Origin of the sequence: Pseudomonas sputi (assembly GCF_021603585.1) — a bacterium.
Classification (GTDB): Bacteria; Pseudomonadota; Gammaproteobacteria; order Pseudomonadales; family Pseudomonadaceae; genus Aquipseudomonas; species Aquipseudomonas sputi.
Map to the genome: position 1 here is coordinate 117,263 of NZ_BQHI01000001.1, position 23,888 is coordinate 141,150.

The window sequence follows — 23,888 nt, forward strand, 5'->3', positions numbered from 1 at the left end:
CCCGGATTTGCCGTTGCCTATACTGGCCGGGTCAGCAAGCACAGACTTGCCCATCACAAAGCTGAGGTTTGCATGCATCCGCCGATTCTCAACCTGAATGATGTCGAACTCGAACCGCTCCCCGAAGCCCTGTCTCCCGAGGGAGAAACTGCCGGGCGTTATCAGCAGCGCCTGGCCCGGGTCGGGCAGCAACTGGGCGCGCAGAAGCTGGGGTATCGACTGTATGCGCTGCCGCCGGGCATGCGTGGCAGCCCGTTTCACAGTCATCGGGTCAATGAGGAAATGTTCTACGTGGTGGCTGGGGAAGGGGAAGTACGCCTGGGCGCCGAACGTTTTCCGATCCGCGCCGGTGACGTGATTGCCTGTCCGCCGGGCGGCCCGGAAACCGCGCACCAGATCATCAACACCAGTGCGGCGGAGCTGCGCTATCTGGCGGTCAGCACCCAGCAGCAACCGGAAATCTGCGAGTACCCGGATTCGAACAAATACGTGGTGATGGACAACTTCAACATCGATGCCGAGGGCAACGCCTCAGGATTCGTGGCGGTGGCGCGACAGGCGGACGGGGTGGATTACTGGGACGGCGAATAACGCCGCCCCGGTGCAATTACTCTTCGAGGCGGGCCAGACGCTCTTCCAGCGCTGCAATCCGCGCTTCCAGCTCTTCGATACGTTCCACTGACACGCCGCTGGCCGCCCCGCGCTCACTCGGGTTCTGCCGCGCCGCGATAATCGCCTCGATGTCCGCCGGATCGCCCAGTGCGTGGGTGTAGCGATCTTCGCGCTGGCCGGCCTGACGCGGAATCAACACCGCCAGCTCCCGGGCAATCAGGCGTTCGAGCTGATGCACCACCTGTTCGGCGTCTTCAAACTCATGCATGCGACCGCTGCGGGTCAGCAGTTCGTTGACGGTCTGCGGGCCGCGCAGGAACATCAATCCGGTCAGGATCAATTGCGCCGGCACCAGCTCCATGGCCTTGTCGACCTTGTGCTCCCAGCGGTCGGCGCGACTGCCCATCACCAGTCTGGCGAAGCCGCGGCTCTCGAGGGCGCGCAGGCTCTGGCCGACCTGGCCCGGGGTCAGGTTCATCACCGGTTCCCGGCTGGTTTTCTGGTTGCAGGCCAGCACCAGCGCGTTGAGTGTCAACGGATAGGTTTCCGGGCTGGTGGCCTGTTTCTCGATCAACGAGCCCAGAATGCGGATTTCCGTGGCGTTGAGCCGTGGTTCATCGGAGCGGGTTTCAAATTCTGTGGTCATCGCGCGTTCCCTCTGCAGTCGAAGGCGCCTAGCCTAATCCTTGCTGGATAAAAGACAAGCCGCGGCGCCTGCGAGCATGGCTATAATCGCCCCCACGATTCACCCAGCCACCACGTGAGACTGCCATGACCCTTTCCCTGTACGCCGCATCCGTCCCGGTTTTCCAACAAATGCTCAACGCCGTGAGCGATGTGCTGAAAAAGGCTGAAGCCCACGCCACCGAGAAAAACATCGACCCGAACGCCTTCCTGCAAGCGCGTCTGTACCCGGACATGTTCCCGCTGGTGCGTCAGGTGCAGATCGCCGTGGACTTCGCCAAAGGCGTGTCGTCGCGCCTGGCCGAAATCGAAATCCCGAAATATGACGACACCGAAACCACCTTCGCCGAGCTGCAGGCGCTGATCGCCAAGGTTCTGGCCTTCATCGGCGAGATCAAGCCCGAGCAAATCAATGGCAAGGAAGGCATCGAGATCGTGACCCGTCCGGGCACCCCGAAAGAGAAGCGCTTCAGTGGCCAGGCTTACCTGCTGAGCTACGGCCTGCCGCAGTTCTTCTTCCACGTCACCACCACCTACGCACTGCTGCGTCACAACGGTGTGGAAGTGGGCAAGCGCGATTACATGGGCGCGTTCTAAACCGCTCTGCAATGAAAAAGCCCGCCAAGGTTTGCGCCTTGGCGGGCTTTTTGTTGCGAAGGTTTTTTTACGCCGGACGCTGGGTTTTCTGTTCCTCGCCCAGGCACGCGGCGGCGGTGAACAGCACGTCGGTGGAGGAGTTAAGCGCCGTCTCGGCCGAATCCTGCAACACTCCGATGATGAAACCGACCGCCACCACCTGCATGGCAATTTCGCTCGGGATGCCGAACAGGCTGCACGCCAGCGGGATCAGCAGCAGCGAGCCACCGGCCACGCCCGAGGCGCCGCAGGCGCAGGTCGCGGCGACAACGCTGAGCAGAATGGCGGTCGGGATGTCCACGACAATCCCCAGTGTGTGCACGGCAGCGAGGGACAGCACGGTGATGGTGATCGCCGCGCCGGCCATGTTGATGGTGGCGCCGAGCGGGATCGACACCGAATAGGTGTCTTCATGCAGGCCCAGGCGCTTGCTCAGTTCCAGGTTGACCGGAATGTTCGCCGCCGAGCTGCGGGTGAAAAACGCAGTGATGCCGCTTTCACGCAGGCACTGGAGCGTCAGCGGGTACGGATTGCGGCGCAGCTTCCAGAACACGATCAGCGGGTTCATCACCAGCGCCACGAACAGCATGCAGCCCAGCAACACCGCCAGCAGGTGCGCATAACCGATCAGTGCGCCGAAACCGGAGGTGGCCAGGGTCGAGGCCACCAGACCGAAAATCCCCAGCGGTGCAAAACGGATCACCACCCGGACAATTAGCGTCACGCCATTGGACAGATCGCCCAGCACTTCGCGTGTAGTGTCACCGGCGTGCCGGATCGCCACGCCCATGCCGATGGCCCAGGCCAGAATGCCGATGAAGTTGGCGTTCATCAGTGCGCTGACCGGGTTGTCGACCACGCTCAGCAACAGGCTTTGCAGCACTTCACTGATGCCGCCCGGCGCGCTCACCGCGATGTTGTCGGTAGACAGCACCAGATGCGACGGGAACATCATGCTGGCAATCACCGCGACCACGGCAGCGGCGAAGGTGCCCAGCAGATACAGGAACAGAATCGGCCGGATGTGGGTTTCCTGGCCGTGTTTGTGGTTGGCGATGGAGGCCATGACCAGCACGAACACCAGGATCGGTGCCACGGCTTTCAATGCCGAGACGAACAGCTTGCCGATGAAGGCCGTGCCTTTGGCCGCTTCCGGCGCGAACAGCGCGAGGGCGATGCCGGCAATCAGGCCGATCAGGATCTGCGTGACCAGGCTGAGACTTTTAAGACGTTGCAAAAGAGAAGTGGATGAAGCGGTCATGAACGGCATCTCTGTTTTTATAGGGTGCAAGGTTGCGTGATCCGGGCGATTGATCGGGGCAGGCCACAGACACGAACCGAAAGGTCTTTCGCGCCAGCCACTCCGGTAAACGAGTGGCTGAACAGGGTGTACGTTTTGCAGGGCGCGGACTTTATCACAGGGTCGTCCAATTCCTTCAGACCTGTGACGATCTGCCACCGGATCCATCTACAACTTAGACAGGTTTGTGCAAGTCACTCGGGAAACACTCTGTTAAGATTGCGCATCCTTATTTTCAAGTTCTGCCAGCGGGCCCTCGGGTCAACGCTGGTGTCGTCGTTTTGCTGGAGTTCCTCATGCTGTTGCCCATCCTTCTGTTGTCCGCTGCCGGGTTTACGGTGCTGACCACGGAGTTCGTCATTGTCGGCCTGTTGCCGGCCATTGCCCGCGACCTGGCGGTCACCATCCCGCAAGCCGGGCTGCTGGTGACTCTTTTCGCTTTCACCGTGGCCATGTTCGGCCCATTCCTGACCGCGTATTTCGCCCGCTTCGAACGCCGCAAACTGTTCATCACCATTCTGATCATGTTCGGCCTGGCCAATACTGTGGCGGCCCTGGCGCCGAATATCTGGGTGATGGCCATTGCCCGATTGATCCCGGCGCTGGGGCTGCCGGTGTTCTGGGCGCTGGCCAGTGAAACGGCGGTGGATATCGTCGGCCCGGACTTCGCCGGTCGTGCGATCGCCAAGATCGGCTTCGGCATTGTCTGCGCCACGGTGTTCGGCATCCCGGTCGGCACATTGATTTCCGATGCGTTCGGCTGGCGCAGTGCATTCGCCATTCTGGCGGTGATCGCATTTGCCAAGGCGCTGCTGCTGTTTGTCTATCTGCCGAAAACCAGCCTGCACCAGCATCAGGTCAGTTTCGCTTCGCAGTTCAAGATCCTGCGCAGCCCGCTGATGCTGGGTCATGTGCTGCTGTCGATCCTGGTGTTCAGTGGCATGTTTACCGCCTACACCTATCTGGCGGATATCCTCGAACGTCTGGCCGGCTTCAATGGCACCGTGGTCGGCTGGTGCCTGATGGGCTTTGGCGCGGTCGGTCTGATCGGCAACTCGCTGGGCGGTCGCGCGGTGGATCGCCACCCGCTGATGGCGTCGGTGATGTTCTGTGCGTTCATGATTCCCGGGATGGTGGCGCTGGTGCCGAACATCAATTCGTCGCTGGGTCTGGCGGCGGCGATGGGCATCTGGGGCGTGACGCAAGCGGCGCTGTTTCTGGTCAGCCATGTGCGCTTGATGAAAGCCGCACCCGAGGCGCCGGCCTTCGCCGCGTCGCTGAACATTGCCGGGGCCAACCTCGGGATCGGCCTGGGCGCGATCATTGGTGGTCGAGTGATCGACAGCGCCGGTCTGGGCTTTGTGGGCTTTGCCGCCGCCGGGTTCATTCTGCTGTCGATTTTCCTCGCCATGGTGCTGATGGTGCTCAAGCCGCGGGACGTCTGCGCGCCGGCTTAAAACGTTGTAAACAGCTCGCGTCGGGCACCTTCGGTAATCGCTTTGATGCCGGGGTGCTTGACCTTGCGCTCCACCGAGATCGCGTAGAACGACTCGCTCACGGCATCGGTCTGGCCGATCAACTCGACGCCGTACTGGCGCTTCACCTCATCGGCAATCACGCTCGGGCCGATGAAAATCCCGCTGCCGGACTGGCCGAACGCCTGCATCAGCGCGCTGTCATCGAACTCCCCGACAATCCTCGGCTGAATCTGCTGCTCGGCGAACCAGCGCTGCAAACGGCTGCGCACCACGGTTTCCGCGCCGGGGATCAACAGCGGCGCACCGTGCAGACTGCGCGGGAAATCCTGACCGTATTGAGCGGCCAGCTCGGCGGTGGCAAAAAAACTGATCCCGCATTCCCCGAGTTTCTGGCTGTAGCCCTTGATGTCCAGGTGCGAGGGCATGGGGCTGTCGGAGATCACCAGGTCAAGGCGCTGGATCGCCAGGTCCGCCAGCAAGCGTTCGAGTTTGTCTTCGCGGCAGGTGATGCGCAGTGGCTCGCTCAATTCCATGGTCGGCGCGATCAGGCGATAGACAATGGATTTGGGGACCACGTCCGCCACGCCGACCCGGAACAGGATCTGCTGTTCGTTGGGTTGGGCGCGGAGCATCAGCTCCAGTTCGCCGCCGAGCTGGAACATCTGTTCGGCGTAGGGCAGGGCCTGACGTCCGGCCTCGGTCAGTTCCAGTTGCCGGCCCACCCGTTGGAACAATTCAATGCCGTAGGTCTGTTCGAACAGGGAAATCTGCCCACTGATGGTTTGTGGTGTCAGGTTCAGCTGCTCGCACGCGCGCACGATGCTGCCGGTCTTGGCCACCACCCAGAAGTAATGCAGTTGTCGGTAGTTGAGCATGGGGTTCCGTCTGCCAAATACAGTTCGTATAAATCGAAGTATAGCCGCTAAAAATACGAATTTTCCTGAAGTGTTTGTCTCCCTAGAATGCCCAGCCATCGACGGCCGGTCTGTACGGCGCTGTCTGTTCTATCGAGGGAAGCATCATGAAATTAAAGCGTACGGCGTTATTGATCGCGTCTTTACTGGTACTGGCCGGTTGCGATCAGGCCGAAAAGAGCGCCCAGCAACTGATGGGGCAGGCCGCTGAGGCGGCCAAGCAAGCCATCGACGACACGCACAAAGCCGCCGAGCAGGCGCTCAGCGATGCCACCGGCAATTTGATCAGCAAGAAAGAACCGAAAGACGACGAAGAACAATCCGAATCGTCCTCCCAGGAAATCTAAACCGTCTTATACAGAGTCAGGACTGACCCATGGAATACCTGTTAGAACTCGCTTCCAGCCCGACCGCCTGGATTGCCTTGGCCACACTGGTGGTGATGGAAATCGTGCTCGGCATCGATAACCTGATCTTTATCTCGATCCTGACCAACAAGCTGCCCGAGCAGTACCGGCAGAAGGCCCGTCGTCTGGGGATCGGCATGGCGCTGATCATGCGTCTGGTCCTGTTGAGCACCATTGCGTTCATCGTTCAGTTGACTGCGCCGGTCATCGAGATCCTCGGCCAGGCGTTCTCCTGGAAGGACATGATCCTGATTGCCGGTGGCCTGTTCCTGGTGTGGAAAGCGACGACCGAGATCCATCACAGCATGGACCCGGCGCCGGAAGATCCGAAGTCTGCGACCTCGACGGTAACCCTGGGTTTTGCCGCCGCCATCGGGCAGATCCTGATGCTGGACATGGTGTTCTCGATCGACAGCATCATTACGGCGGTCGGCATGACCGAGCACTTGCCGATCATGGTGATCGCGGTGGTGGTTTCGGTGCTGGTGATGCTGTTTGCAGCTGATCCGCTGGCCAAGTTCATCAACGACAACCCGACGGTGGTGATGCTGGCTCTGGGCTTCCTGATCATGATCGGCATGACGCTGATCGCCGAAGGCTTCGGCGCTCACGTACCGAAAGGTTATGTGTATGCCGCCATGGCGTTCTCGGCTGCGATTGAAGTGCTGAACATGATGTCGCGCCGTGCCAGGCAGAAGAAATTGACTGCTGAAGCGTAAACGCTGGAAAACCAAAGGCCGCCTGAACTCGCGAGAGTCCAGGCGGCCTTTTTTTTGTTTGAAGCGGTTACCGAAAGTCAGTGCGCGGTGGCGTGACGGGCGTCGTGTTTCTCGATCTTTCTGGTCGGTGCAGGTTGCACCGGGTGGTGATGGCGACGGGAAATCCGCAGTACGCCCCACAGCATGGCGGCGGCAACAGCCAGCCAGCCGGCAATCAGCATTACGATGGTCATGGTCAGGCTCATCTGTGCCTCCTCTTTGCCCTGCGCCGGGCTAACGCTCTTTGGCTCTTGTCTGAATGACAGTCTAGTCGCTGGTGTGTTTCAAGCTATTGACCGAAGGTCGGTGGTGACCAATCAGTTCGCTCTATGCAACCGGTGCATCTGCCGCTTCGGGCTATACCGCAGCGTGGCGCCGCCCTATGATTCTCGACCAAGCCGGAACACGATGACCGGTAACTGATCAAGAGAGTGACGATGGTTCAGCTATTTTCCCGGATTCGCGCGGCGCTGCTGGCAGCCGGTTGCGTGACAGCATTGGTGGGGTGTGCGGGCAGTGTGGCACCCGAGGTCAAGCGCCTGCCGGAGCGGGTCGAGCTCAGTGGCACCTTCTATCGCGGTGAGGCCAATCAAAGCGGGCCGCAAGTGTTGGCCAGCCTGCTGTCGCAGCAGGGCATTGTGATCACACCGGGTCTGTTGGAAAAACCGCTGCACTTGCCGGGCGCCGAGGACAAGTTGCAACAGAACCTGCAGAACCTTGCCCGTGAATACGGCATGGTCGTGTATCCGCTGGACAGCAATCTGCCGGCGCTGCTGACCCAGGTGGCGGCCGGGTATCCGGTGATGGTGCGTTTCAGCGAGGGTTCGGCGTTTTGGGCAGAGCCGCGCTACGCGATCCTCTCCGGCTACGATCGTCTGAAGCAGAAAGTGTTGCTTCGCGCCGGGATGAATCGCCGTGAATTGATGAGCTTCAGCGCGTTCGAGTCGGCCCTCGAAAAGTCCGGCGGGTGGGCGGTATTGATCCAGAAACCGACGCAGATTCCGGCCGCGGTCGATCCACAGCGCTGGCTCAAGGCCGCCGATGCACTGGCCCAGGCCGGGCAGGAGCGGGAAGCGGCGCAAGCGAGGAAGGCGCTGGCGGCGCATTGAGGTTCCGTTCGTCGCCTTTCGGGCACCCTGGCGAAGGATGCGCTTCTGAACTGTAGCGTCCCGTATTTTTCGGGCCAGTATCAGGAGGCGAACATGGCAATTCCAACTTCACCCAGTGGGCCGCATTCTTCCGAGCATGGCAGCGGCGACGACCTGGGCTTTGATCCGGACTCGCCTGATCTGGACGATCCGCAGGTCGATCCCATCGGCCCGGCGAAGGCGCCTAAGGATGTGCAGTCGGACGATGATCCCAAGCGTCCGGCCAAGCCTTACGATCCCTTGGCTGATCTCAAGCCTTGAAGCGAGGTGCGTATGAGTACCGATTCGAGTTTCGACGACCATAAGCCTGACAGTGTGCCCACCACCCCTGAGCCGGAGGTCGATCCGGTGCTGGATCCGGAAAGCCCTCTGCGAGATCCTCTGGCGCGCCCGGCGGTGGTCACGCCAGAGCATTCGCGTGACTCGAGTGCCGGCGACGGCATTCCCGATGATGACAAGATGCCCTTGCCCAACGACTGAGTGCTGAAACGAAAAAGCCCCGACGATTCGGGGCTTTTTCATGGGCGGGCGATTTACTTGGACGCTTCGATCACGCCGCTCTGGCGACTCTTGAGGTTTTTGTCGGCCTTGTATTGCTGGGCCACGGCCGGGACGTTGGCGCTCTTGCCGGTTTCCACCCAGCTGCGGATACGGCTGGCGTCGGCAAAGTGGGTGTACTTGCCGAACGCGTCGAGAATCACCAGGGCGACGGGACGGTTGGCCATGCGAGTCACCAGCACCAGGCAGTGACCGGCGGGGTTGGTGAAACCGGTCTTGGTGATGCGGATATCCCAGTCGGCCTTGTTGACCAGGTGGTCGGTGTTACGGAAACCCAGGGTGTAATTGGGTTTGCGGAACGAGACGGTCTTTTCCTTGGTGGTGGTCAGCTCGATGAGCAGCGGCTGTTTGTGCGCAGCCACCAGCAACTTGCTCAGGTCGCGGGCGGTGGAAACGTTGCGCTCCGAAAGGCCTGTGGGCTCCACAAAGTGCGTGCTGGTCATGCCCAGTGCCTTGGCTTTGGCGTTCATCGCTGCGATGAATGCAGCGTAACCGCCGGGATAGTGGTGGGCCAGGCTGGCGGCGGCGCGGTTTTCCGAGGACATCAGGGCAATCAGCAGCATCTCTCGGCGGGGCAGTTCGCTGCGCAGCTTGACGCGGGAAAACACCCCCTTCATTTCCGGTGTGTGGCTGATGTCGACGTCAATCCATTCGTCCATGTTCTGGTGAGCTTCGACCACTACCAAACCAGTCATCAACTTGCTCACGGACGCGATGGGCACCACCACGTCCGGATTGCTGGAATAAATGACTTTGTTGGTCTGCAGATCCATCAGCAGGGCGCTGCCGGAGGCAATCTTCAATTGCGAAGCGTCTCGAGGGGCAGCGGTAGTTTCGGCGGCGTTGACCGTTGGCGTGAGGAGCGTGCCTGAAAATGCAAAAACCAGGCTCAGGATGGACAGACGAATATTCACGCGGGCGAACTCATGAAGGTTGGAAATGCCGTATTTTGTAACGGCCTGTGTCGTAAAAACGACGCATTTTAGGAGTATGGCTGAAGAACTGTCGATGGTTGTTTGGAGGGCATGAAAAAGTCGTGAAAAGCCCTGTAGAAATAGGGGTTTCCGGCGAACGGTAAAGGTTTTTTCGAGGGCATGAAAAACCCCGCACGGGGCGGGGTTTCAGGTGTGCAAAAAAACGCGACTCAGGCGTGCAGTGTTTCTGCCGCGTAGAGGGTGTTTTCCAGCAGGCAGGCGCGGGTCATCGGGCCGACGCCGCCGGGTACCGGAGTGATCCAGCCGGCGCGGGGCAGGGCGGTCTCGTAGACCACGTCGCCGACCAGTTTGCCGTCTTCCTGACGGTTGATGCCGACGTCGATCACGATCGCGCCTTCCTTGATCCACTCGCCCTTGACCAGGCCCGGCTTGCCGGCGGCTACAACCACCAGGTCGGCGCGCCCGACGTGGCCGGCCAGATCCTTGGTGAAGCGGTGGGTGACGGTTACGGTGCAGCCGGCCAGCAGCAGTTCCATTGCCATCGGGCGACCGACGATGTTGGAAGCGCCGACAACGACTGCGTCCATTCCGTACAGGTCGGCACCAGTGCTTTCCAGCAGGGTCATGATGCCCTTCGGCGTGCATGGGCGCAGCAGCGGAATGCGCTGGGCCAGGCGGCCGACGTTATAAGGATGGAAACCATCGACGTCCTTGTCCGGGCGGATGCGCTCCAGCAGTTTGGAGGCGTCCAGATGCTCTGGCAGAGGAAGTTGAAGCAGAACGCCGTCGATTGCCGGGTCGTCGTTCAGTCGATCGATCAGATCGGTCAGTGCTTCTTGAGTGGTTTCGGAAGGCAGGTCGTACGCTTGAGAGAGGAAGCCGACCTCTTCACAGTCTTTACGCTTGTGCGAGACATAAACCTGAGAGGCAGGATCGCTGCCGACCAGGATCACCGCGAGGCCTGGCGTGCGCAGACCTTGCTGGCGACGTTCGGCAACCCGTTGGGCGATCTGCTGGCGCAGGCTGGCGGCGATCGATTTGCCGTCGATTAGTTGTGCAGTCATTGCGCGTGATTAACCATCGAGAGGGGAAAAAAAGAGAACGCATTCTCGCATGTCAAACGGTGAGGGCAAAGGCGCTTGGTCAGCAAATTCCCCTAAGCCCTTTAATTAAATGAATTTTTTTTAAAAAGGATTTGACGACCTTCGGGTCGCTCTATACTATTCGTCGCACTTGTCGGGCACAGCCTAGCACTGGTTAAGAAGGTCGAACGAAATTACGGTTTCTAACGGCTGGAAAGCACTTAGTTTGTAGTCCTCCAAGGGTACAGCTAACAAGGCGCCCGTAGCTCAGCTGGATAGAGCATCCGCCTTCTAAGCGGATGGTCGCAGGTTCGAGTCCTGCCGGGTGCGCCATTAGGCAGCATTGGCACAAGTAGCGCGATATGGTGGGCGTAGCTCAGTTGGTAGAGCACGGGATTGTGACTCCCGTTGTCGTGGGTTCGATCCCCATCGTCCACCCCATATTTCGAAAGGCGCCAGATGTAACAGTCTGGCGCCTTTGCTTTAAAAAGCTTCATCTGCGGATGTGGTGGAATTGGTAGACACACTGGATTTAGGTTCCAGCGCCGCGAGGCGTAAGAGTTCGAGTCTCTTCATCCGCACCAATCAAAGCTTCATTCATGCCGTTGGCCGGGTGAAGTTCTACAAAGAAGTTGTTTGGCTTCTTTGGCACGCAATATGGTGGGCGTAGCTCAGTTGGTAGAGCACGGGATTGTGACTCCCGTTGTCGTGGGTTCGATCCCCATCGTCCACCCCATATTTCGAAAGGCGCCAGATTTAACAGTCTGGCGCCTTTTTTGTTTTACGGTTTCGGATTTCGGCGATTGCAGGTTTTGGGTCGCAGGGTGGTGTGCTTCGTCGTATTAATGTTGCTCGATGATGCTGCGCTGTCCGTTGGCCTTGCTTGCGAGGTCGGCTGTCAGGGAAATGATTCAATCGCCTCTATATATAGAAGAGGTTGGCGCAGAGCCCTGGCTTGAATTGGCTGTATTTGCTAACAGGGCGAGGCGCAACCGTTTGTCCCCGCCTTCAAATGGCCTGCTGTTTTTTTACCCGTTTTCAGTAGGGTGACTTCTTGAGTTTGACCTACTAGAATGCTTGCCCTTGATTCTTGGGTCGGAAACGGCCGGCTAATGTCTGTGCAACGAGGAATATCCATGCAAGTTTCTGTTGAAAATACTACTGCTCTTGAGCGCCGCATGAGCATCACCGTGCCGGCTGAGCGCATCGAGACTCAGGTCAACAAGCGTCTGCAGCAGACTGCCAAAAAGGCCAAGATTGCTGGCTTCCGTGTTGGCAAAGTGCCAATGAGTGAAATCAAGCGCCGTTTCGGTGCTGATGCGCGCCAGGAAGCGATCGGCGACGTGATCCAGTCCTCCTTCTACGAAGCTGTGGTTGAGCAGAAGCTGAACCCGGCCGGTTCGCCATCGATCGAGCCCAAGTCGCTCGAAGCTGGCAAGGATCTGGAATACGTAGCCGTATTCGAAGTGTTCCCTGAGTTCACCGTTGCTGGCTTCGAAGGCATCACCGTCGAGCGTCTGAGCGCTGACGTGGCTGACGCCGATCTGGACAAGATGCTGGACATCCTGCGCAAGCAGAACACCCGTTTCGAAGTGGCCGATCGCGCTGCCCAGAACGAAGACCAACTGAACATCGATTTCGTTGGCAAGGTTGACGGCGAAGTATTCGCTGGCGGTTCCGCCAAGGGTACTCAGCTGGTCCTGGGTTCCGGCCGCATGATCCCTGGCTTCGAAGAAGGCCTGGTCGGCGCTAAAGCCGGCGAAGAGCGCGTTCTGAACCTGACCTTCCCAGAGGACTATCAGAACCTGGACCTGGCTGGCAAAACCGCCGAGTTCACCGTCACTGTAAACACCGTTTCCGAGCCAAAGCTGCCTGAGCTGAACGAAGAGTTCTTCGCTCAATTCGGCATCAAGGAAAGCGGCATCGACGGTTTCCGCACCGAAGTTCGCAAGAACATGGAGCGTGAACTGCGTCAGGCGATCAAATCCAAGGTCAAGAATCAGGTCATGGACGGTCTGCTGGCCACCAACCCGATCGAAGTGCCTAAGGCTCTGCTGTCCAACGAAGTTGACCGTCTGCGCGTGCAGGCTGTTCAGCAGTTCGGTGGCAACATCAAGCCAGACCAACTGCCGGCCGAGCTGTTCGAAGAACAAGCCAAGCGCCGCGTTGTTCTGGGTCTGATCGTGGCTGAAGTGGTCAAGCAGTTCGACCTGAAGCCAGACGAAGCCCGCGTTCGCGAAATGATTCAGGAAATGGCTTCGGCTTACCAAGAGCCTGAGCAGGTGGTGTCCTGGTACTACAAGAACGAGCAGCAACTGAACGAAGTTCGTTCGGTTGTGCTGGAAGAACAAGTTGTGGATACTGTTCTGCAGAAAGCTAGCGTGACCGACAAATCGGTCTCTTACGAAGAAGCGGTCAAGCCGGTAGAAGCTCCAAAAGCCGACTGATTGTTTTTGCGTTAGAAGCACACACCATAAGCCAGCCTTCGAGCTGGCTTATGCGTATTCAAGACATGACTATTTGGGAGTGACTGCAGAGCATGTTCCGTAATTCCTATATTCAGCAGAACTCTGATATCCAGGCCGCCGGCGGCCTGGTCCCGATGGTTGTCGAGCAATCTGCTCGTGGCGAGCGCGCCTATGACATCTACTCGCGTCTTCTCAAGGAACGAGTGATCTTTCTGGTGGGTCCGGTAGAGGACTACATGGCCAACCTGATTTGCGCGCAATTGCTGTTCCTTGAAGCGGAAAACCCGGACAAGGACATCCATCTTTATATCAACTCCCCGGGCGGTTCGGTAACGGCGGGCATGTCTATCTATGACACCATGCAGTTCATCAAGCCAAACGTATCGACGACCTGTATCGGTCAGGCGTGCAGCATGGGCGCGTTCCTGCTGACGGCCGGTGCCCCTGGCAAGCGTTTCTGCCTGCCGAACTCGCGCGTGATGATTCACCAGCCACTGGGCGGTTTCCAGGGCCAGGCATCGGACATCGAAATCCATGCCAAGGAGATCCTCTTCATCCGCGAACGTCTGAACACGCTGATGGCCAAGCACAGCGGCCGTACGCTTGAAGAAATCGAGCGCGACACCAACCGCGACAACTTCATGAGTGCAGAAGCTGCGAAGGAATACGGTCTGATCGACGAAGTCATCAACCAGCGCCCAGCTTAAAAATAAGCAGCTCAAAATAGGCTTGGTCGGCGCGTCTGATCAGCGGCGGGCTTGAAAAAGCCCGCAATAGCCTTCATCTTGTGTTGCAAGCCTATCGGATTTGGATCGAACGAATGACTGACACCCGCAACGGCGAGGACAACGGCAAGCTGCTCTATTGCTCCTTCTGTGGCAAAAGCCAGCATGAAGTACGCAAATTGATTGCCGGCCCCTCGGTCTTTATCTGCGACGAGTGCGTCGACCTGTGCAATGACATCATCCGCGAGGAGGTGCAGGAAGCACAGGCCGAAAGCAGCGCGCATAAATTGCCTTCGCCTAAAGAAATCAGCGGCATCCTTGATCAATATGTCATTGGTCAGGAGCGTGCCAAGAAGGTTCTGGCAGTAGCGGTGTACAACCACTACAAGCGTCTGAACCAGCGTGACAAAAAGGCTGACGACGTCGAACTCGGCAAGAGCAACATCCTGCTGATCGGCCCGACAGGCTCCGGTAAAACCCTGCTGGCCGAAACCCTGGCCCGCTTGCTGAACGTTCCGTTCACCATCGCTGACGCAACCACCCTCACCGAGGCGGGTTATGTGGGTGAAGACGTCGAGAACATCATTCAGAAGCTGCTGCAGAAGTGCGATTACGACGTAGAGAAAGCCCAGATGGGTATTGTCTACATCGACGAAATCGACAAGATTTCGCGCAAGTCCGACAACCCGTCGATCACCCGGGATGTTTCCGGTGAAGGCGTGCAGCAGGCCTTGCTCAAACTGATCGAAGGCACGGTCGCTTCGGTTCCGCCGCAAGGTGGCCGCAAGCATCCGCAGCAGGAATTCCTTCAGGTTGATACCCGTAACATCCTGTTCATCTGCGGTGGCGCATTCTCCGGTCTGGAGAAGGTTATCCAGAACCGTTCCACCAAGGGTGGTATCGGTTTCAACGCAGAAGTGCGCAGCAAGGAAGAAGGCAAGAAAGTCGGTGAATCCCTGCGTGAAGTCGAGCCTGACGATCTGGTCAAGTTCGGTCTGATCCCGGAATTCGTCGGTCGTCTGCCGGTTCTTGCAACGCTGGACGAGCTGGATGAGGCTGCTTTGATGCAGATTCTCACCGAGCCGAAAAATGCTCTGACCAAACAGTATGCCAAGCTGTTCGAGATGGAAGGCGTGGATCTGGAATTCCGTTCCGACGCGCTCAAATCGGTCGCCAAGCGTGCCCTGGAACGTAAAACCGGTGCCCGTGGCCTGCGTTCGATTCTCGAGGGTGTGCTGCTCGACACGATGTATGAAATCCCCTCGCAGTCCGAGGTGAGCAAAGTCGTGATCGATGAAAGCGTGATCGAAGGCAAGTCCAAGCCACTGTATATCTATGAAAACAGTGAGCCGGCTGCCAAGGCAGCGCCGGACGCGTAAGCGCCCTTACTGCCGGAACAAAGAAGAGGCCTTCGGGCCTCTTTTTTTTATGTCGTTTTTTACATCCGCTTTGCGCTTGTTTTTTTTCAAGGCAGCCCCCATCTTGGTTTCAAGCTTAATTCCATCTGATTACGGCCATATGGCCGCCGTAGAGGCGAAATCATGAAGACCACCATCGAATTGCCTCTCCTGCCATTGCGTGATGTCGTTGTGTATCCGCACATGGTTATCCCGCTGTTCGTGGGGCGCGAGAAATCCATTGAAGCCCTCGAGGCCGCGATGACGGGCGACAAGCAGATCCTGCTACTGGCCCAGAGAAACCCGGCTGACGACGATCCCGGTGAGGAAGCTCTCTATCGCGTAGGTACCATCGCCACTGTTCTGCAACTGCTGAAGCTGCCGGACGGCACCGTCAAGGTTCTGGTCGAAGGCGAGCAGCGTGGCGCTGTGGAACGCTTCAGTGAAGTCGATGGCCACTGCCGTGCCGAAGTGTCGCTGATCGACGAAGTCGATGCCGCCGAGCGCGAATCCGAAGTGTTCGTGCGCAGCCTGCTGTCGCAGTTCGAACAATATGTGCAGCTGGGCAAGAAAGTCCCGGCTGAAGTCCTGTCGTCGCTCAACAGCATCGACGAGCCTGGCCGCCTGGTGGACACCATGGCCGCGCACATGGCGCTGAAGATCGAGCAGAAGCAGGAAATCCTCGAAATCATCGATTTGTCGGCACGGGTCGAGCACGTTCTGGCCTTGCTGGACGCCGAGATCGACCTGCTGCAAGTCGAAAAACGCATTCGTGGCCGCGTCAAAAAGCAAATGGAGCGCAGCCAGCGCGAGTACTACCTGAATGAGCAGATGAAGGCCATTCAGAAGGAGCTCGGCGACAGCGACGAGGGTCACAACGAAATCGAAGACCTGAAAAAGCGCATCGACGCTGCCGGTCTGCCGAAGGATGCCCTGGCCAAGGCCACTGCCGAGCTGAACAAGCTCAAGCAAATGTCGCCGATGTCCGCCGAAGCCACCGTGGTGCGCTCGTACATCGACTGGCTGGTTCAGGTGCCGTGGAAGGCTCAGAGCAAGGTGCGTCTGGACCTGGCCCGTGCCGAAGACATTCTCGACGCCGATCACTACGGCCTCGAGGAGGTCAAGGAACGCATTCTTGAATACCTCGCTGTTCAGAAGCGCGTGAAGAAAATCCGTGGCCCGGTGTTGTGCCTGGTCGGTCCTCCGGGCGTGGGTAAAACCTCGCTGGCCGAATCGATCGCCCATGCCACCAACCGCAAATTCGTGCGCATGGCCCTCGGTGGCGTGCGTGACGAAGCGGAAATCCGTGGTCACCGTCGAACCTACATCGGTTCGATGCCAGGAAGATTGATTCAAAAGATGACAAAAGTGGGGGTGCGCAACCCGCTGTTCCTGCTCGATGAAATCGACAAAATGGGTAGCGACATGCGTGGCGACCCGGCGTCGGCGTTGCTGGAAGTGCTTGATCCGGAGCAGAACCACAACTTCAACGACCACTATCTGGAAGTCGATTACGACCTCTCGGATGTGATGTTCCTGTGCACCTCCAACTCGATGAACATTCCGCCGGCGCTGCTGGACCGGATGGAAGTGATCCGTCTGCCGGGCTACACCGAAGACGAGAAGATCAACATCGCGGTCAAGTACCTGTCGCCGAAGCAGATTGCAGCCAACGGCCTGAAGAAGGGCGAGCTGGAATTCGACGAAGAAGCGATCCGCGACATTATCCGTTACTACACCCGCGAAGCCGGTGTGCGTGGCCTCGAACGGCAGATTGCCAAGGTCTGCCGCAAGGCGGTCAAAGAGCACGCACTGGAAAAGCGCTTCTCGGTAAAAGTGACAGCTGACGTGCTTGAACATTTCCTTGGTGTCCGCAAATTCCGCTATGGTCTGGCCGAGCAGCAGGATCAGATCGGTCAAGTGACCGGCCTGGCCTGGACTCAGGTGGGCGGTGAATTGCTGACCATCGAAGCCGCGGTGGTACCGGGTAAAGGTCAGTTGATCAAGACCGGTTCGCTGGGTGACGTAATGGTCGAATCGATCACTGCGGCCCTGACGGTGGTGCGCAGTCGCGCCAAGAGCCTGGGCATTCCCCTGGACTTCCACGAGAAGCGCGACACCCACATCCACATGCCCGAAGGCGCTACGCCGAAAGACGGCCCGAGCGCTGGTGTAGGCATGTGTACTGCGCTGGTGTCGGCTTTGACGGGAATTCCTGTGCGTGCCGATGTCGCCATGACCGGCGAGATCACCCTGCGTGGTCAAGTTCTCGCCATTGGCGGTCTGAAGGAAAAACTGCTGGCCGCTCACCGTGGCGGAATCAAGACAGTGATTATTCCGGAAGAGAACGTGCGCGATCTGAAGGAGATTCCTGACAATATCAAGCAGGATCTGCAGATCAAACCGGTTAAATGGATTGACGAGGTCCTGCAAATTGCGCTGCAATACGCGCCGGAGCCCTTGCCGGATGTGGCTCCGGAGATAGTTGCCAAGGATGAAAAACGTGAGTCTGACTCTAAGGAAAGAATTAGCACGCATTAATACGCTTTTGCCTGGGGGGCTTCCTTGACAGCTTTTTAGAGCCCTTGTTATAAAGCGGCTCTTAAGTGTCTGTAGGCCATTCAGCACTCGTTTTTGCTTTCACCAAAAAACTTAGAATCATACTCAAAATAGATATAAGGGGACTTAGAGTGAACAAGTCGGAACTGATTGATGCTATCGCTGCATCCGCTGATATCCCGAAAGCTGCTGCTGGCCGTGCGCTGGACGCTGTAATCGAATCCGTCACTGGCGCTCTCAAGGCTGGCGACTCCGTTGTTCTGGTTGGTTTCGGCACGTTCTCCGTGACTGATCGTCCAGCTCGCATTGGTCGTAACCCACAGACCGGCAAGACTCTGGAAATCGCGGCAGCCAAAAAGCCAGGTTTCAAAGCCGGTAAAGCCCTGAAAGAAGCCGTCAACTAAGTTTGATTCAGGTTTTTACCCATCCGGGTCGGGGTCATGCCTGACTTGGCAGCGGAGCGGTAGAGCAGGCGGTTGGAATAGCTGCCTGTCACACCGGGATCGAGGGTTCGAGCCCTGTCCGCTCCGCCAGTTACGAGAAGGCGCATCCTCGGATGCGCCTTTCTTCTATCCGGATTCTACCCACGCTCCACGGTTGCCTAATTTTGAAGTTCAACCGTTTCTGGGGGACGCATGCTGCAGAATATCAGGGACAATTCACAAGGCTGGATTGCCAAGACAATTATCGGGGTCATCGTTGCACTGATGGCTCTGACCGGTTTCGACGCCATTTTTCAGGCCACGACTCACAAGAATGAGGCGGCCAAGGTCAACGGTGAAGAAATCAGCCAGAACGAGCTGAGCCAGGCGGTGGATATGCAACGCCGTCAGCTGATGCAACAACTGGGCAAGGACTTCGACGCGTCCTTGCTGGACGAAAAAATGCTGCGCGAATCGGCCCTCAGAGGGCTGATCGATCGCAAGCTGCTGCTGCAAGGCGCAGAACAATCGAAATTCGCTTTCTCCGAAGCGGCGCTGGACCAAGTGATCCTGCAGACGCCTGAATTCCAGGTCGACGGCAAGTTCAGCTCCGACCGTTTCGATCAGGTGATTCGTCAACTGGGTTACAGCCGCATGCAGTTCCGCCAGATGCTGGCTCAGGAAATGCTGATCGGCCAACTGCGCGCCGGTGTGGCGGGCAGCGGTTTTGTGACCGACGCTCAAGTGCTGGCTTTCGCCCGTCTGGAAAAACAGACCCGCGACTTCGCCACCCTGAACATCAAGGCTGACCCTTCGGCGGTGAAGCTCACCGATGACGAGGTCAAGGCTTACTACGACGAGCACGCCAAGGAATTCATGACCCCGGATCAAGTGGTCATCGATTACCTGGAACTGAAGAAGGCTTCGTTCTTCGATCAGGTCACCGTCAAGGACGAAGACCTGCAGGCGGCGTATCAGAAAGAGATCGCCAACCTGTCGGAACAACGTCGTGCGGCGCACATTCTGATCGAAGTGAACGACAAGACCACCGAAGCCCAGGCCAAGGCGAAGATCGAAGAAGTCCAGGCGCGTCTGGCCAAGGGCGAGAAATTCGAAGCGCTGGCCAAGGAGTTCTCGCAGGATCCGGGTTCGGCCAACAACGGCGGTGACCTTGGCTATGCCGGTCCTGGCGTTTACGATCCAGCTTTCGAGAAAGCCCTGTATTCGCTGAACAAGGATCAGGTTTCCGAGCCGGTTCGCACCGACTTCGGCTTCCACCTGATCAAGCTGCTGGGTGTCGAGGCGCCTGAAGTGCCGACACTGGCCAGCCTTAAAGACAAGCTGACCCGCGAGCTGAAAACCCAGCAGGTCGAGCAGCGTTTCGTCGAGGCGACCAAGCAACTGGAAGACTCTTCGTTCGAAGCATCCGACCTGGCCCAGCCGGCGCAGGACCTGAAACTGACCGTGCACACCTCCAAGCCGTTTGGCCGTGAAGGTGGCGAGGGCGTTGCAGCCAACCGTGCTGTAGTGACTGCCGCGTTCAGCACTGAAGTGCTGGAGGAGGGTGCCAACAGCACCGCGATCGAGCTGGATCCGGAAACCGTGATCGTGCTGCGCGCCAAAGAGCACCTCAAGCCGACTCAATTGCCGCTGGAGAGCGTGGCCCCCGCCATTCGCGCCCAGTTGACCAAAGAGCACGCCAGTGCGGCTGCCAAGACCAAGGCGGAGCAACTGATTGCCAGTCTGCGTGATGGCAAGACCCCGCTGGACAAGGCTGTGGACGGTCAGAGCTGGAAAGTCACTGAAGCGGCGAACCGTGCTCAGGAAGGGGTTGATCCGGCGGTGCTGCAAGCGTTGTTCCGCATGCCAAAACCGACCGCCAAGGACAAGCCGACCTTCAGCAGCGTGACGCTGGCGGACGGTAGTCTGACTATCGTGCGCCTGAACGGTGTGAACGAAGGGGCGGCTCCGACCGATGAAGAGAAAGCGCAATACCGTCGCTTCCTCGCATCGCGTGTAGGCCAGCAGGACTTCGCGGCGTACCGCAAGCAGCTGGAAAGCGAAGCCGACATCAAGCGTTTCTGATGCCTGGCTGAGCCGCAAGACCCGAGCCCCGGATGAAAATCCGGGGTTTTTTTATGCGCGCTATATGGCGTTCGGGAAGCCGTGGGATCGGGCACTGACGGTCGCATACAGGGTGAGCAGCAACAGAGCTGTCGCCAAGTGGCGGGTGTTCATCGATCATTTATCGGTGCGACTTTTTCCTGTCGCCCATGACCGGTAGAGTTGTAACTGTTTTAAGACACTAATCCATACGCCGCGGGGCAGCGATCTGTTGCACAATACGCCCCGGACCGTTTTCCCTCAGGATGTTTAATGTTGAATTCTATTCCCGTGCGTTTCATCGGGTTGGCGTTGTTGCTGACCGCCGCTGCCGGCTGCTCCAAGGACAAGCCTATCTACGAGCATGAGAATTTCGACGACTCCGGCACCTTTTCGCGCAATTATCCGGTGACCGACACCGCCAGTTGCGAAGCGGCCCGCCGAGCGTTGCTCAGCCAGGGCTACATCATTACCAGCAATGACCCGAAACTGGTCAGCGGGCACAAGAGCTTCCAGCAGACCGGCGAAACCCACCTGGAGATCAGCTTCAACGTGGTGTGCGCCGATGATGGCAGCGCCGGCCATCACGCCACCGTGTTCGCCAATGCCCTGCAGGACCGTTACGCGCTGAAGAAGACCAACAACTCGGCCAGCCTCGGTGTCGGCGTGTTGGGCTCGGTGTCGATGCCGATCGGCTCGTCTGACGATTCGATGGTCAAGGTGGCCAGCGAAACCGTGTCGTCGCAGAAGTTCTATGAGCGCTTCTTCACGCTGGTCGAGTTGTTCTTGCCGGCGGAAGCGAAGAAAGCCGCGCACATTAGCGAAAAACCCAAGACTGACCTGGGTGTCCCGGAGGCCAAAGCGGCGCCGGCTCCGCTGGTTCCCGCCCCTGCGGCTGAACCTACCCCGGCCCCTGCGCCGACCGCCGAGCCCGCTGCAGCACCTGCGCCAGCGCCTGTGCCTGTAGAAGCGCCTGCAGAAGCGGCCCCGGCCAGTTCCGAGCCGGTAGCACCACCGGCCGAAGCTGCGCCAATCACCCCGGCACCGGTTGCCGAGCCTGCGCCCGCAACGGAAACCATCACGCCGCCGGCCAACCCGACGGACATGCCGCCGCCCTCAGAGCCGATTCCGGCCATGCCTGCCTCCGGGCAGTAAGCTTTATGCCACGCGCCCGACCTCTGTCGGACGCGTGGCGTTTTGTTGTGCCCTTTGAGCTTCTTCCTGCCTGCCCCGTCGAAAAATTTCCCGCGATAAATTCCTGATTGCCTGCTACGTTTATTTCATGAAGGCCGTGTTTCATTTTTCCTTCACACGGGCACTTTATGCTCGAGGCACTGGTCATTTGTTCCAGGCCATTTCAAGCAAGCGTCAGGGGGATTACGTAATGGATGACTATCAAGAAGAGCTGCTCGAGTTCCACGCTTACGAACTGGACTCACCGGAGCCAGCAGAAGACGCCACCGAGCTGTGAGGTGTCAGCCTGTCTTGCGGTGACTGCGGCGAAATTCGCCCGGTGTCTGACCGCTCCAGCGCTTGAAGGCGCGCTGGAAAGCTTCGGCCGAGGCAAAGCCCAGCAGGTAGGCGATTTCACCGAATGCCAGTTCGGTGTCGCGGATGTAGGTCATTGCCAGATCACGGCGGGTGTCATTGAGGATCGCGCGAAACTGCGTGCCTTCCTCAGCCAGCTTTCGCCGTAACGTCCAGGTCGGCAGCTTCAGGCGTGCCGCCACTTCTTCCAGGTCCGGTTCCCGGCCGCCATTGAGCAACGGCCCGAGCAATTGCGTGATGCGTTCACGCAGGCTGCGAGTGCGGGTCAATTGCTCCAGTTCCCGTTCACACAAACCGAGCAAATGTTTCCAGGTGCTGGGGCAATGCTCCGGGTTGCGTTGGGCCAGGCTGGTGAGGCTCAGGCGCAGTTGATTGTGTTCGGCGCCGAACTGGATCGGGCATTCGCCGAGCACCGCATAAGCGTCGCGATAGTCAGGCGTGTCGAACTCAATCTCGATCCGTTCGGCGCGTAACGGTTCGCGGCTGACGCTGGACAACTGATGCAGCCAGCCGGCGATGATCGAATCCACCACAAAGCGGTTGTAGGCGTTGTACGGGCTGATCGAATAGAAGCGCAGCCACGCACCGCTGGCGTCTTCGTGGAAACTCGACTGGCCGCGATAATTGGAACCGTACAAGGGTTCGAAGCGAGTCAGGCAGCGGGCGGCTTCGCGCACGGTCGGAGCCTGCGCGGCGGTCACACCGGCCAACCCGGCCTGACTCAAGCGACTGAGCCGGCCCATGCGCAAACCCAGTGCCGGATCGCCGGTCAGCTGGATCGCGCCGTGCCCCAGACGCATGTAGCGCGGGATCGACAGACGCGCCCCGGCTTCGGCCAGTCGTGCGGCATCCAGGCCATACTGTTCAAGCAATGGCAGTGGATCGACGTCATGGCTGCGCACAGCGTCCGCCAGGCTGTGGACAAAGCCCACCGACAGATCCCCGAGACGCATCGGCAGTGGCTTCATGGGTTACAACCAGAGGTTCAGCAGGCGCGCGCCACGGGCTTCGCTGTCGGCGAACTGCTGGCCGTTGCTGCTGAGGAAACTTTGTCCGGAACTCGGTTTGTCCCAGAACTGCCCGCGCAGAAACACACTCATGCCGGCCACCGCCTTGCTGGCTGGCGGTTGCGCGGTCAGGGTCAACTGTTGCCAGGCCTGGCCTTCACTGACAGTCCCCGGTTTCAGGCTGACCGAGTCCGGCACGCTCAAGCCTTTGTAACCACGCCAGGGTTGATCCCACACGCCATGACCGACCACAAACGCAGGTACCGCGATCAGTTGCGCGCCTTGCTCGTCGAGTTTGCGGTAGTTGTCCGGATACCAGCTGTCGTTGCCGATCAAGACGCCGAGGCGCCCGGCCGGGGTGTCGATCACATTGATCCGGGAAGCCTCGCGGCGGCTGGAGTCATCCTGATCGAAGATCGGGCGCATCTGTCGCTGTGGCTGGCCGAGCGGGGCGCCGTCGCGACCGAACACCACCGTGCTGTTGTACAGCGCGCCACTGCCGGCCTTGAGCCGGCCGTCGGTGATATTAGGCTCGGGCAATACGATCGAACCGGCTACCAACGTGATGTGAAATTCCTTGGCCAGGCCGCCGAACAGCGCCTGATAGTCCTTGGCCATGTCCCGGGCTTTCATGCGCAGGTGCGCGTCATCCAGACGGCTGCTGCCCTTGGCGGTGAGCCAGGCACGAGCGAATTGCACCGGGTTGCTCGCCGCCAGCCAGTTCATCGCTTCGGCGAGGGTGGCGGCCTGGTACAGCTCGTCTTTCTCGCCGCTGATCATCAGCCAGGTGCCGACGTGTTCAGGCAGGATGACCACGGTTTTTTCATTCAACAGCCCTTGATCCTGCGCTTGCTGCAAATAGGCCGCGAGCTTGCGGTGCAGGCGTTCGGGGCTTTGGTAGTCGGTGGGGAACAGCTCGGGCTGGATACCCAGCAGGTTGCCACGGTCGGCGGGCGTACCCTGATCGACCGCGAGTTTGATCCGCAGGTCCGACAGGTAGTGGCCCACCGGCCGGTCAGCCGCCCACATGGCATAGAAGGTGAGTGCGGCGATGAGCGCCATGGAAAAGGTCAGGTACAGAAGTTTACGCATGAAATTCAACAACAGCCGGGTACAGGGTGTGCGGACAGGGTAGGGCGCCAGCCCC

24 protein-coding genes and 4 tRNA genes are annotated in these 23,888 nt (G+C 59.0%); 20 read left to right on the forward strand and 8 right to left on the reverse strand.

Translation table 11 applies throughout. The features are described from left to right. Positions 1 to 72: 72 nt before the first annotated feature. Positions 73 to 591 (forward strand): cupin domain-containing protein, encoded by a 519-nt coding sequence (locus L6D81_RS00530; protein ID WP_236177426.1) that lies wholly within the window; start codon positions 73 to 75, stop codon positions 589 to 591. A 16-nt stretch (positions 592 to 607) separates the two neighbouring features. On the opposite strand, the gene L6D81_RS00535 is transcribed toward L6D81_RS00530, so the two are convergent. After that, complete coding sequence (locus L6D81_RS00535) at positions 608 to 1,258, reverse strand: YceH family protein (protein WP_236177428.1); 651 nt, start codon at positions 1,256 to 1,258, stop codon at positions 608 to 610. A gap of 125 nt (positions 1,259 to 1,383) precedes the next feature. Between L6D81_RS00535 and L6D81_RS00540 the strand changes: the two genes are divergently transcribed. Continuing rightward, positions 1,384 to 1,893, forward strand: coding sequence for a DUF1993 domain-containing protein (locus tag L6D81_RS00540; protein ID WP_236177430.1), 510 nt, complete (start codon positions 1,384 to 1,386; stop codon positions 1,891 to 1,893). A 67-nt stretch (positions 1,894 to 1,960) separates the two neighbouring features. Here the strand turns inward: L6D81_RS00540 and sstT are convergent, their stop codons facing one another. Then, complete coding sequence (gene sstT / locus L6D81_RS00545; protein WP_236177432.1) at positions 1,961 to 3,193, reverse strand: serine/threonine transporter SstT; 1,233 nt, start codon at positions 3,191 to 3,193, stop codon at positions 1,961 to 1,963. A 335-nt stretch (positions 3,194 to 3,528) separates the two neighbouring features. Here sstT and L6D81_RS00550 point away from each other — a divergent pair, with 335 nt between their 5' ends. After that, positions 3,529 to 4,689, forward strand: coding sequence for an MFS transporter (locus L6D81_RS00550; RefSeq protein WP_007951570.1), 1,161 nt, complete (start codon positions 3,529 to 3,531; stop codon positions 4,687 to 4,689). Here L6D81_RS00550 and nhaR read toward each other — a convergent pair. Further along, positions 4,686 to 5,585 (reverse strand): transcriptional activator NhaR, encoded by a 900-nt coding sequence (gene nhaR, locus L6D81_RS00555; protein ID WP_236177434.1) that lies wholly within the window; start codon positions 5,583 to 5,585, stop codon positions 4,686 to 4,688. The genes L6D81_RS00550 and nhaR overlap by 4 nt on opposite strands. Before the next feature lie 146 nt (positions 5,586 to 5,731). On the opposite strand from nhaR, the gene L6D81_RS00560 reads away from it, so the two are divergent. Together L6D81_RS00560 and L6D81_RS00565 are read left to right on the forward strand one after the other, a co-directional pair. Then, positions 5,732 to 5,971: a hypothetical protein gene (locus tag L6D81_RS00560; RefSeq protein WP_236177436.1), complete on the forward strand. Its 240-nt coding sequence runs from the start codon at positions 5,732 to 5,734 to the stop codon at positions 5,969 to 5,971. A gap of 29 nt (positions 5,972 to 6,000) precedes the next feature. Further along, a complete protein-coding gene (locus tag L6D81_RS00565; RefSeq protein WP_236177438.1) occupies positions 6,001 to 6,750 on the forward strand; it encodes a TerC family protein in 750 nt (249 codons plus the stop codon). A 77-nt stretch (positions 6,751 to 6,827) separates the two neighbouring features. Here L6D81_RS00565 and L6D81_RS00570 read toward each other — a convergent pair whose 3' ends face one another. Beyond that, the gene (locus L6D81_RS00570) at positions 6,828 to 6,995 is read right to left on the reverse strand and encodes a hypothetical protein (protein ID WP_007951566.1); all 168 of its coding nucleotides are present in this window, start codon (positions 6,993 to 6,995) and stop codon (positions 6,828 to 6,830) included. Between the two features lie 231 nt (positions 6,996 to 7,226). Between L6D81_RS00570 and L6D81_RS00575 the strand changes: the two genes are divergently transcribed. The 3 genes from L6D81_RS00575 (at position 7,227) to L6D81_RS00585 (ending at position 8,417) form a co-directional block, all read left to right on the forward strand. After that, positions 7,227 to 7,898 (forward strand): peptidase C39 family protein, encoded by a 672-nt coding sequence (locus tag L6D81_RS00575; protein ID WP_236177440.1) that lies wholly within the window; start codon positions 7,227 to 7,229, stop codon positions 7,896 to 7,898. A gap of 93 nt (positions 7,899 to 7,991) precedes the next feature. Then, positions 7,992 to 8,198 carry a DUF6021 family protein gene (locus L6D81_RS00580; protein ID WP_236177442.1) on the forward strand — a complete coding sequence of 69 codons (207 nt, stop codon included), beginning with the start codon at positions 7,992 to 7,994 and terminating at the stop codon, positions 8,196 to 8,198. 12 nt (positions 8,199 to 8,210) lie between these two features. Next, positions 8,211 to 8,417: a hypothetical protein gene (locus tag L6D81_RS00585; RefSeq protein WP_236177447.1), complete on the forward strand. Its 207-nt coding sequence runs from the start codon at positions 8,211 to 8,213 to the stop codon at positions 8,415 to 8,417. Positions 8,418 to 8,470: 53 nt separating this feature from the next. Here L6D81_RS00585 and pbpG read toward each other — a convergent pair whose 3' ends face one another. Together pbpG and folD are read right to left on the reverse strand one after the other, a co-directional pair. Continuing rightward, entirely contained in the window at positions 8,471 to 9,409 is a 939-nt protein-coding gene (gene pbpG, locus L6D81_RS00590) for a D-alanyl-D-alanine endopeptidase (protein ID WP_011335039.1), read from the reverse strand. A gap of 230 nt (positions 9,410 to 9,639) precedes the next feature. Then, complete coding sequence (folD, locus tag L6D81_RS00595) at positions 9,640 to 10,494, reverse strand: bifunctional methylenetetrahydrofolate dehydrogenase/methenyltetrahydrofolate cyclohydrolase FolD (RefSeq protein WP_011335038.1); 855 nt, start codon at positions 10,492 to 10,494, stop codon at positions 9,640 to 9,642. A gap of 274 nt (positions 10,495 to 10,768) precedes the next feature. On the opposite strand from folD, the gene L6D81_RS00600 reads away from it, so the two are divergent. The 12 genes from L6D81_RS00600 (at position 10,769) to L6D81_RS00655 (ending at position 21,657) form a co-directional block, all read left to right on the forward strand. Further along, positions 10,769 to 10,845: transfer RNA gene (locus L6D81_RS00600), tRNA-Arg, on the forward strand. A gap of 32 nt (positions 10,846 to 10,877) precedes the next feature. Continuing rightward, positions 10,878 to 10,953: transfer RNA gene (locus L6D81_RS00605), tRNA-His, on the forward strand. A gap of 58 nt (positions 10,954 to 11,011) precedes the next feature. Further along, positions 11,012 to 11,096 (forward strand) — tRNA-Leu (locus L6D81_RS00610). 76 nt (positions 11,097 to 11,172) lie between these two features. Next, positions 11,173 to 11,248, forward strand: a tRNA-His gene (locus L6D81_RS00615). A gap of 400 nt (positions 11,249 to 11,648) precedes the next feature. After that, the gene (gene tig / locus L6D81_RS00620) at positions 11,649 to 12,959 is read left to right on the forward strand and encodes a trigger factor (RefSeq protein ID WP_039767617.1); all 1,311 of its coding nucleotides are present in this window, start codon (positions 11,649 to 11,651) and stop codon (positions 12,957 to 12,959) included. Between the two features lie 92 nt (positions 12,960 to 13,051). Continuing rightward, a complete protein-coding gene (gene clpP / locus L6D81_RS00625) occupies positions 13,052 to 13,687 on the forward strand; it encodes an ATP-dependent Clp endopeptidase proteolytic subunit ClpP (protein WP_007951559.1) in 636 nt (211 codons plus the stop codon). Between the two features lie 113 nt (positions 13,688 to 13,800). After that, entirely contained in the window at positions 13,801 to 15,084 is a 1,284-nt protein-coding gene (gene clpX / locus L6D81_RS00630; RefSeq protein ID WP_007951558.1) for an ATP-dependent Clp protease ATP-binding subunit ClpX, read from the forward strand. A 162-nt stretch (positions 15,085 to 15,246) separates the two neighbouring features. After that, a complete protein-coding gene (gene lon / locus L6D81_RS00635; RefSeq protein ID WP_236177449.1) occupies positions 15,247 to 17,643 on the forward strand; it encodes an endopeptidase La in 2,397 nt (798 codons plus the stop codon). A gap of 149 nt (positions 17,644 to 17,792) precedes the next feature. Beyond that, positions 17,793 to 18,065, forward strand: a complete 273-nt coding sequence (locus tag L6D81_RS00640) for an HU family DNA-binding protein (RefSeq protein ID WP_002552737.1) — start codon at positions 17,793 to 17,795, stop codon at positions 18,063 to 18,065. Positions 18,066 to 18,296: 231 nt separating this feature from the next. After that, positions 18,297 to 20,168: a SurA N-terminal domain-containing protein gene (locus tag L6D81_RS00645; protein WP_236177450.1), complete on the forward strand. Its 1,872-nt coding sequence runs from the start codon at positions 18,297 to 18,299 to the stop codon at positions 20,166 to 20,168. A gap of 291 nt (positions 20,169 to 20,459) precedes the next feature. Further along, positions 20,460 to 21,341: a DUF2242 domain-containing protein gene (locus tag L6D81_RS00650; RefSeq protein ID WP_236177452.1), complete on the forward strand. Its 882-nt coding sequence runs from the start codon at positions 20,460 to 20,462 to the stop codon at positions 21,339 to 21,341. A gap of 127 nt (positions 21,342 to 21,468) precedes the next feature. Beyond that, a complete protein-coding gene (locus L6D81_RS00655; protein WP_236177454.1) occupies positions 21,469 to 21,657 on the forward strand; it encodes a hypothetical protein in 189 nt (62 codons plus the stop codon). Between the two features lie 4 nt (positions 21,658 to 21,661). On the opposite strand, the gene L6D81_RS00660 is transcribed toward L6D81_RS00655, so the two are convergent. Together L6D81_RS00660 and L6D81_RS00665 are read right to left on the reverse strand one after the other, a co-directional pair. Continuing rightward, positions 21,662 to 22,702: an AraC family transcriptional regulator gene (locus tag L6D81_RS00660; RefSeq protein WP_236177456.1), complete on the reverse strand. Its 1,041-nt coding sequence runs from the start codon at positions 22,700 to 22,702 to the stop codon at positions 21,662 to 21,664. 3 nt (positions 22,703 to 22,705) lie between these two features. Continuing rightward, positions 22,706 to 23,833, reverse strand: coding sequence for a nitrilase-related carbon-nitrogen hydrolase (locus tag L6D81_RS00665; protein ID WP_236177458.1), 1,128 nt, complete (start codon positions 23,831 to 23,833; stop codon positions 22,706 to 22,708). Between the last annotated feature and the right edge of the window lie 55 nt (positions 23,834 to 23,888).

Coding starts and splice junctions, on each gene's coding strand:
- L6D81_RS00580 (WP_236177442.1), top strand. CDS start 7,992: ATGGCAATTCCAACTTCACCCAGTGGGCCGCATTCTTCCGAGCATGGC.
- clpP (WP_007951559.1), top strand. CDS start 13,052: ATGTTCCGTAATTCCTATATTCAGCAGAACTCTGATATCCAGGCCGCC.
- clpX (WP_007951558.1), top strand. CDS start 13,801: ATGACTGACACCCGCAACGGCGAGGACAACGGCAAGCTGCTCTATTGC.
- L6D81_RS00575 (WP_236177440.1), top strand. CDS start 7,227: ATGGTTCAGCTATTTTCCCGGATTCGCGCGGCGCTGCTGGCAGCCGGT.
- L6D81_RS00530 (WP_236177426.1), top strand. CDS start 73: ATGCATCCGCCGATTCTCAACCTGAATGATGTCGAACTCGAACCGCTC.
- L6D81_RS00540 (WP_236177430.1), top strand. CDS start 1,384: ATGACCCTTTCCCTGTACGCCGCATCCGTCCCGGTTTTCCAACAAATG.
- lon (WP_236177449.1), top strand. CDS start 15,247: ATGAAGACCACCATCGAATTGCCTCTCCTGCCATTGCGTGATGTCGTT.
- L6D81_RS00550 (WP_007951570.1), top strand. CDS start 3,529: ATGCTGTTGCCCATCCTTCTGTTGTCCGCTGCCGGGTTTACGGTGCTG.
- sstT (WP_236177432.1), bottom strand. CDS start 3,193: ATGACCGCTTCATCCACTTCTCTTTTGCAACGTCTTAAAAGTCTCAGC.
- L6D81_RS00650 (WP_236177452.1), top strand. CDS start 20,460: ATGTTGAATTCTATTCCCGTGCGTTTCATCGGGTTGGCGTTGTTGCTG.
- L6D81_RS00645 (WP_236177450.1), top strand. CDS start 18,297: ATGCTGCAGAATATCAGGGACAATTCACAAGGCTGGATTGCCAAGACA.
- L6D81_RS00665 (WP_236177458.1), bottom strand. CDS start 23,833: ATGCGTAAACTTCTGTACCTGACCTTTTCCATGGCGCTCATCGCCGCA.
- L6D81_RS00655 (WP_236177454.1), top strand. CDS start 21,469: ATGAAGGCCGTGTTTCATTTTTCCTTCACACGGGCACTTTATGCTCGA.
- L6D81_RS00570 (WP_007951566.1), bottom strand. CDS start 6,995: ATGAGCCTGACCATGACCATCGTAATGCTGATTGCCGGCTGGCTGGCT.
- L6D81_RS00585 (WP_236177447.1), top strand. CDS start 8,211: ATGAGTACCGATTCGAGTTTCGACGACCATAAGCCTGACAGTGTGCCC.
- tig (WP_039767617.1), top strand. CDS start 11,649: ATGCAAGTTTCTGTTGAAAATACTACTGCTCTTGAGCGCCGCATGAGC.
- L6D81_RS00535 (WP_236177428.1), bottom strand. CDS start 1,258: ATGACCACAGAATTTGAAACCCGCTCCGATGAACCACGGCTCAACGCC.
- nhaR (WP_236177434.1), bottom strand. CDS start 5,585: ATGCTCAACTACCGACAACTGCATTACTTCTGGGTGGTGGCCAAGACC.
- L6D81_RS00560 (WP_236177436.1), top strand. CDS start 5,732: ATGAAATTAAAGCGTACGGCGTTATTGATCGCGTCTTTACTGGTACTG.
- L6D81_RS00565 (WP_236177438.1), top strand. CDS start 6,001: ATGGAATACCTGTTAGAACTCGCTTCCAGCCCGACCGCCTGGATTGCC.
- L6D81_RS00660 (WP_236177456.1), bottom strand. CDS start 22,702: ATGAAGCCACTGCCGATGCGTCTCGGGGATCTGTCGGTGGGCTTTGTC.
- folD (WP_011335038.1), bottom strand. CDS start 10,494: ATGACTGCACAACTAATCGACGGCAAATCGATCGCCGCCAGCCTGCGC.